This window comes from Sulfurivirga sp., assembly GCF_015490265.1.
GTDB lineage: Bacteria > Pseudomonadota > Gammaproteobacteria > Thiomicrospirales > Thiomicrospiraceae > Sulfurivirga.
This window is the reverse complement of the sequence record NZ_WFYD01000071.1, coordinates 1-6066: the sequence shown is the minus strand read 5'-3', so window position 1 is coordinate 6066 and position 6066 is coordinate 1. Positions and strand designations below refer to the sequence as shown.

Annotated in this window: 6 protein-coding genes; 2 read left to right on the top strand and 4 right to left on the bottom strand. The window is 67.5% G+C overall.

Annotated features, from left to right (window positions below; all coding sequences use genetic code 11):
- A partial coding sequence (priA, locus tag F8K16_RS05165; protein ID WP_294947880.1) for a primosomal protein N' occupies nt 1-1746 on the bottom strand: 1746 nt, incomplete at its 3' end.
- 38 nt (nt 1747-1784) lie between these two features.
- Here priA and F8K16_RS05160 point away from each other — a divergent pair.
- Both F8K16_RS05160 and F8K16_RS05155 read left to right on the top strand, forming a co-directional pair.
- On the top strand, nt 1785-2351 hold the full coding sequence (locus F8K16_RS05160) for a TRAP transporter small permease subunit (RefSeq protein ID WP_294947877.1): 567 nt from the start codon (nt 1785-1787) through the stop codon (nt 2349-2351).
- Nucleotides 2351-3724 (top strand): TRAP transporter large permease subunit, encoded by a 1374-nt coding sequence (locus F8K16_RS05155; protein ID WP_294947875.1) that lies wholly within the window; start codon nt 2351-2353, stop codon nt 3722-3724. The genes F8K16_RS05160 and F8K16_RS05155 overlap by 1 nt, the downstream gene beginning before the upstream one ends.
- Here the strand turns inward: F8K16_RS05155 and F8K16_RS05150 are convergent.
- The 3 genes from F8K16_RS05150 to F8K16_RS05140 form a co-directional block, all read right to left on the bottom strand.
- Nucleotides 3644-4420: a hypothetical protein gene (locus F8K16_RS05150; RefSeq protein ID WP_294947872.1), complete on the bottom strand. Its 777-nt coding sequence runs from the start codon at nt 4418-4420 to the stop codon at nt 3644-3646. The two genes, F8K16_RS05155 and F8K16_RS05150, sit on opposite strands and share 81 nt — an antisense overlap.
- Nucleotides 4417-4728, bottom strand: coding sequence for a hypothetical protein (locus F8K16_RS05145; RefSeq protein WP_294947870.1), 312 nt, complete (start codon nt 4726-4728; stop codon nt 4417-4419). Before F8K16_RS05145 ends, F8K16_RS05150 begins: the two co-directional genes overlap by 4 nt.
- 100 nt (nt 4729-4828) lie before the next feature.
- Nucleotides 4829-6066: methyl-accepting chemotaxis protein (locus tag F8K16_RS05140; protein ID WP_294947867.1), on the bottom strand; the 1238-nt coding region annotated here is incomplete at its 5' end.

Below are 6066 nucleotides of genomic sequence, written 5' to 3'. Positions count from 1 at the left end.
TTCCCGACCGGCGCGGCCGGCGGTCTGGATCACCAGCTGGGCCAGTCGTTCAGTGGCGCGGAAATACGGCGAGAACAGCCCCTGATCCAGCTCCAACATGCCCACCAGTGTCACGGCGGGAAAGTGATGGCCCTTGGCCAGCATCTGGGTGCCCAGCAGGATCATGGGCTCGCCGCCGTGCACCTGCTCCAGACACGCCTCCAGTGCGCCGCGACGGCGGGTGCTGTCCCGGTCGATGCGCACCACCGGCACGTCGAAGGTCTCGGCCAGCACCTCCTCCAGCCGGGCGGTGCCCTGTCCCACCGCCACCAGCGAACCGCTGCCACAGTGGGGACAGCGCTCGGGCACCGGACGCACCGCATCACAGTGATGGCAGCGCAGCTGTTCGGGCCGCGCGTGGTAGGTCATGTGGGCGCTGCAGGCGGGACAGTCCGCCTGCCAGCCGCAGTGATGGCACATGAGCACCGGCGCGTAGCCACGGCGGTTGAGCATCAGCATCACCTGACCGCCATCGGTCAGGTGCTCTCGCATGGCCGCCGCCAGTGGCGCGGAGACCCCCGCCTCGATGCGCTCGCCGCGGATGTCCAGCAGGCCGATCTCCGGCAGGGCGGCGCCGGTGGCGCGGCGGGTCAGGCGATGATGAACCAGCCGGCCGCCGCGGGCCCGCTGCAGGCTTTCCAGCGAGGGCGTGGCCGACCCCAGCACCACCGGAATCTCCAGCCGGTGCGCCAGCCACAGGGCGGCGTCCCGCGCCGAATAGCGCACGCCTTCCTGCTGCTTGTAGGAGGCGTCGTGCTCTTCGTCCACCACGATCAGCCCCAGATTGGCGAAGCGCCCCAACAGCGCCGAGCGGGTGCCCAGTGCCACGCGCGCCTCGCCCCGGGCCAGCTGCGTCCAGGCGCAGTGACGCGCTCCGTCGGACAGACCGGAATGGAGCACCGCCACCGGCTCGCCCAGCCAGGCGGTAAAGCGCGCCACCATCTGGGGCGTCAGCCCGATCTCCGGCACCAGCACCAGCGCCTGCCGACCCACCGCCAGCGTGCGCGCCACCAGCTCCAGATAGACCGCCGTCTTGCCGGAACCGGTCACCCCTTCGATCAGATGGGCGCTGAAACCTTCCCGCGGGACCGCCTCGACGATGGCCCGCTGTTCGGCATTGAGTTCATGTCGCCGCACCGCCTCTGTGGGCGCGTCCAGACAGCCGCGTTGCCGGGCGGCGACCCAGCCGCGTCGTTCCAACGCGCGCATAGGGTCGCGGTAGTCTTCCATGAAGGCGCGCAGCCGGCTCACGGTGGCCGCCCCCTCCCGCTGCAGAAAGGTCAGCAGGCGCCGCTGTCGCACCGCCCGTGGCGGCAGCGCCTCCACATCGGCGCCGCGTCCGGCCTCGGTGAGACGCCACTCGGTCTCCCCCCGCTGCCACAGCGCCTTGCCGGCCCGCAGCGGCACAGGCAGCATCTGCTGAACCACTTCGCCGATGGGCGCGTGGTAGTAGCGCGCCAGCCAGCGGGCCAGCGCCAGCTGGTGGGCATCCAGCGCAGGCTCGCTGTCGAGCACCGCCTGCACCGGCCTGAGCTTCTCCGCCGGCACATCGTCCGTCTCCGCCTCCCCCAGCACCACGCCCACCACCCGGCGCGGCCCCAGCGGCACGCGCACGCGCACCCCCGGCGCCAGCGGCCGCTCGCTCAGATAGGTCAGCGGGGTGTAGAAGGGGCCGGGCACGGCCACCTGAATGCGCAGGTCGGTCATGGCCGTTAAAATAGCATGATTTGCACCGGGAGGCGGTCATGCTCACAGGCTTCATCCGCTGGCAGAACCGATTTCAGAACACCCTGGGTCAGGCGGCCGCCTGGCTGACGCTGGCGCTGGCGCTGCTCACCTTCGCGGTGGTGGTGCTGCGCTACGGCTTCAACACCGGCTCCATCGCGCTGCAGGAGGGCGAACTCTACCTGCACGCCACCGCCTTCATGCTGGGTGCCGCATACACCTGGCTGAAGGACGCCCACGTGCGGGTGGACATCTTCTACGCCCACTGGCCGCGGCGACGGCAGGCGTGGGTGGAGCTGCTCGGCACCCTGCTGCTGGCGCTGCCCATGTTCGCTTTCATCCTGTGGGTGAGCTGGGACTATGTGGCCACCAGCTGGGCCATCAGCGAGCGCTCCACGGAGGACTCCGGCCTGCCGTGGGTATGGGCGCTCAAGACGCTGATCCTCATCATGCCGGCGCTGATGATCCTGCAGGGAGTGAGCTGGGCGGCGCTGGCGTGGCTGACGCTGCGGCGGCCCGAGGAGGCGGAGCCCCTGTGGCGTGAACTGCGTCCGGATCAGGCGGAACTGGAACGGGAGGCGTTGTGATGGAGTGGCTCGCGCTTGTGCTGTTTGCCGTGGTGTTCGCCGCACTGCTGAGCGGCTTTCCGGTCGCCTTCGTGCTCGGCGGCGTGTCGCTGCTGTTCGCCCTGGCGGCCACCGCCTTCGGCGCCTTTGACATGGCCTTTCTCAACAGCGTTCCCAACCGCATCTGGGGCATCATGAGCAATGAAACGCTGCTGGCGGTGCCCCTGTTCGTCCTCATGGGGCTGATTCTGGAAAAGAGCCGCGTCAGCGACGACCTGCTCACCACCCTGAGCGAAGTGATGAGCAATGTGCGCGGCGGGCTGGCGCTGGCGGTGATTCTGGTGGGCATGCTGCTGGCGGCCAGCACCGGCATCGTGGGCGCCACGGTGATCACCATGGGCGTGCTGGCGCTGCCCACCATGCTGCGGCAGGGCTATGACGCCCGGCTGGCCACCGGCGTGATCACCGCCTCCGGCACACTGGGTCAGATCATCCCGCCGTCGATCGTGCTGATTCTGCTGGGAGATGTGATCTCCAACGCCTGGCAGCAGGCGCAACTGGCGCAGGGCAACTTCGCGCCGGAGCCGGTGTCGGTGGGCGATCTGTTCGCCGGCGCCTTCATTCCCGGCCTGATGCTGGTGGGTCTCTACATCACCTATGTGGTGGTGATGAGCTTCGTGCGCCCCCAGTGGCTGCCGGCACGCCACCGCACGGAGATCACCCCCGCCCTGCTGCGCCGGGTCATCACCAGCCTGATCCCGCCTCTGGCCCTGATCGTGCTGGTGCTGGGCTCCATTCTGGCCGGCTACGCCACCCCGACCGAGTCCGCCGCCGTGGGTGCGGTGGGCGCGCTGGCGCTGGCCGCGTTCAAGCGGCAGCTGACCTTCGCCCGCCTCAGAGCGGCGGTGCAGGATACGCTCACCACCACCAGCATGATCTTCGTCATCTTCATCGGCGCGGCCTTCTTCTCGCTGGTGTTCCGCGGGCTGGGCGGGGATGATGTGGTGCGCGAATGGCTCCATCAGCTGCCGGGCGGCGCCTTCACCGCCATGCTGCTGGTGCTGGCGGTGCTGTTCGTGCTGGGCTTCTTCCTCGACTTCATTGAGATCACCTACGTGGTCATTCCCATCGTGGCGCCCATCCTGCTGATGATGGGGCTGGACCCCATCTGGCTGGGGGTGATGATCGCCATGGTGCTGCAGACCTCCTTTCTCACCCCGCCGTTCGGCTTTGCGCTGTTCTACCTGCGCGGGGTGGCGCCGAAAGAGGTGGAGACGGCCGACATCTACCGCGGGGCGGTGCCATTCATCGGCCTACAGCTGCTGATGCTGGTCATCCTCGCCCTGTGGCCGCAACTGGCCACCTGGCTGCCCGGCTGGCTCTACCACGGATAGGCCACCGCTGCTGAGACGCTCCAGCCTGCCATCCAGCCACAGCTGCAGGCGGCCTTCGCCATCCGGCCCCAGATAGACCGCCTCGCGCCCGTCGGAGAGCCGCACCGGCTGGCGCGGGGCGAAGCGGTCGTGATCGCTCCAGCGGGGCAATACCTTCTGCCAGGCGGCCGTCGTAAAGGCAGGCACTGCCTCCAGCAGCCAGCTCACCCACTCATCGAGAAACGCCCACGGTGGCGCGGACGCGCCCAGACCTGCGCCCTGCGCCGGCTCACCCCACCAGTTGATGCCGGTGCCGATGATCAACCCGTCCCGCACCCGCTCCACCAGCGTCCCGCTCACCTTGCCGGCCGGCACATACAGGTCATTGGGCCATTTGTGCCACAGGGGTGCTGCCGTCCAGCGCTGCAGCTGCTCGCGCAGATGGAAGGCCAGCCACGGCGTCAGCGCCGGTGGCACCGGTCCCGACCTGGGCATGAACAGGGAAAAGGCCAGATCCTGTCCCGGACGCATGCGCCACACGCGCCCCTGCTGGCCATAGCCGGCGGTCTGTGCCCATGCAATGGCGAGCGTGGGCGCATCGGGCGGGTTTTCCTTCAGCCAGGCGGAGGTGGAGCCGGTCCGCTCCAGCATCTGAACAGGCACGGAGGATGCCCGCCGTGCCCAGGCCTGCATCTCCGCTGCCGTCCACCTTCTCATGACCGGCATGCCCGCCGCCACAGGGTACGCACCAGCAGGATAGCCACGGCCAGCAGCAGGCTGTTGAGCAATGCTCCACCGACAAACAGCGCCCAGAAGTGATTTTCAAACCATTCAATCGGTGCCAGCATTGGCCAAGGGGCCGAAATGACCATCCAGAAAAAGGCCATGGTGAAGCCGTAGCCATCCCCTGCCGAGGGGTCACCGCTGAGATGGACATGCAGCCACCCCGCCACCTCCACCAGCAGCATCAGCATGATTTCCGCCAGACAGATACCCAACCACAGGCGCACCAACCGATGCTTCATCTTTTCGCCCTAATCTGACCTGAACCGATATTTTTCCAAGCTGCCCCCGTGCCATCCATACGACAAGCCCGGGAAGTGACCGGCGCGCTATAGAGCTGGCTCAGATCTTGAACTGGTTGACCTTGGCCTGAAGCAGGTCCGCCACCTTCTTGAGCTGATGGGAAGCGGCGGAGACCTCCTCCGTGCGTTTCTGGGTCTCCTCCGCCAGCGCCTGCACCCGCTCGGCGCTGGTGCGCGCCGCCTCGGCCCGTTCGGCCTGATGCTTGCCAAGTGTAGCGCTTTCCTCGTTGGCGGTGACCGTCTTCTCCATGGCTTCGAGAATGGCGTGCAACGCCTGCTTGATAGCGTCGATCTGCTGAACGCTCTCTTCCGCCATGGTCCGGGCATGGCCAATGGCACCGCTGGCACGGGCCGTCTCGCTGGTCAGGCCGGTGATGATCTTCTGAATTTCCTCCGTAGACTGCTGAGTGCGCACCGCCAGAGAGCGCACCTCGTCCGCCACCACGGCGAAGCCGCGGCCGTGCTCGCCGGCACGGGCCGCTTCGATGGCGGCGTTGAGCGCCAGCAGATTGGTCTGCTCGGAGATGTCGTTGATCATGTCCACCACGCTGGCGATGCGGCCGCTCTCCTCCTCCACGCGGCTGACCACCCGTGCGGTCTGCTCCACCTCGCCCGCCAGGCTTTCGATCGCCTTTGCCGAGGCGCGGGTGTCCTCTTCAGCGTCCTGCCCTTCGGCATAGGCCGTCTGAGCCTGATCCTTCACGGTTTCAAGCTGTTCGGCGATGGCCATGACCGCATTGGCCATTTCATGAATGGCCTGGTAGATGTCCTGAATGGCGGCGTACTGAGACTGCATGGTCTGCTGGGTCACATCGGCGGTTCTGGCCAGAGTGCCGCTGGAAGCGTCCACGTCATGGGCGATCTGCAGCACCTCGCGCAGCAGCTGCTGCATGTGCGCGAGCATGCCGTTGATGGCTTCTGCCATCTGCCCCAGCTCGTCCCGACCGTGGACGGGCAGACGGTAGGTGAGATCCGCATTGGTGGAGATGGTGTTGGCCGCCTGCCACATGGCGTTGAGGCTGCGCTGTATGCTGCGGATGATCAGCCATGCCAGAACGCCGGAGATGAGGATCAGCACCACCAGTGACACGGCCGCGATGGTCATGGAGGAGACCGCCTCGCCACGCACCTGCCGCGCCCGGCTGATCAGCTGCTGCTCGATACGGTCTTCCAGCCCCTTGAGCTGGTTGATGAAGCGGGTGGCAAGGCCGAACCACTGCTCGCTGTCCTCATTGAGCGGCTGGCCCACGGGGGTGGTCAGCGCCTTGTGGATGAGCG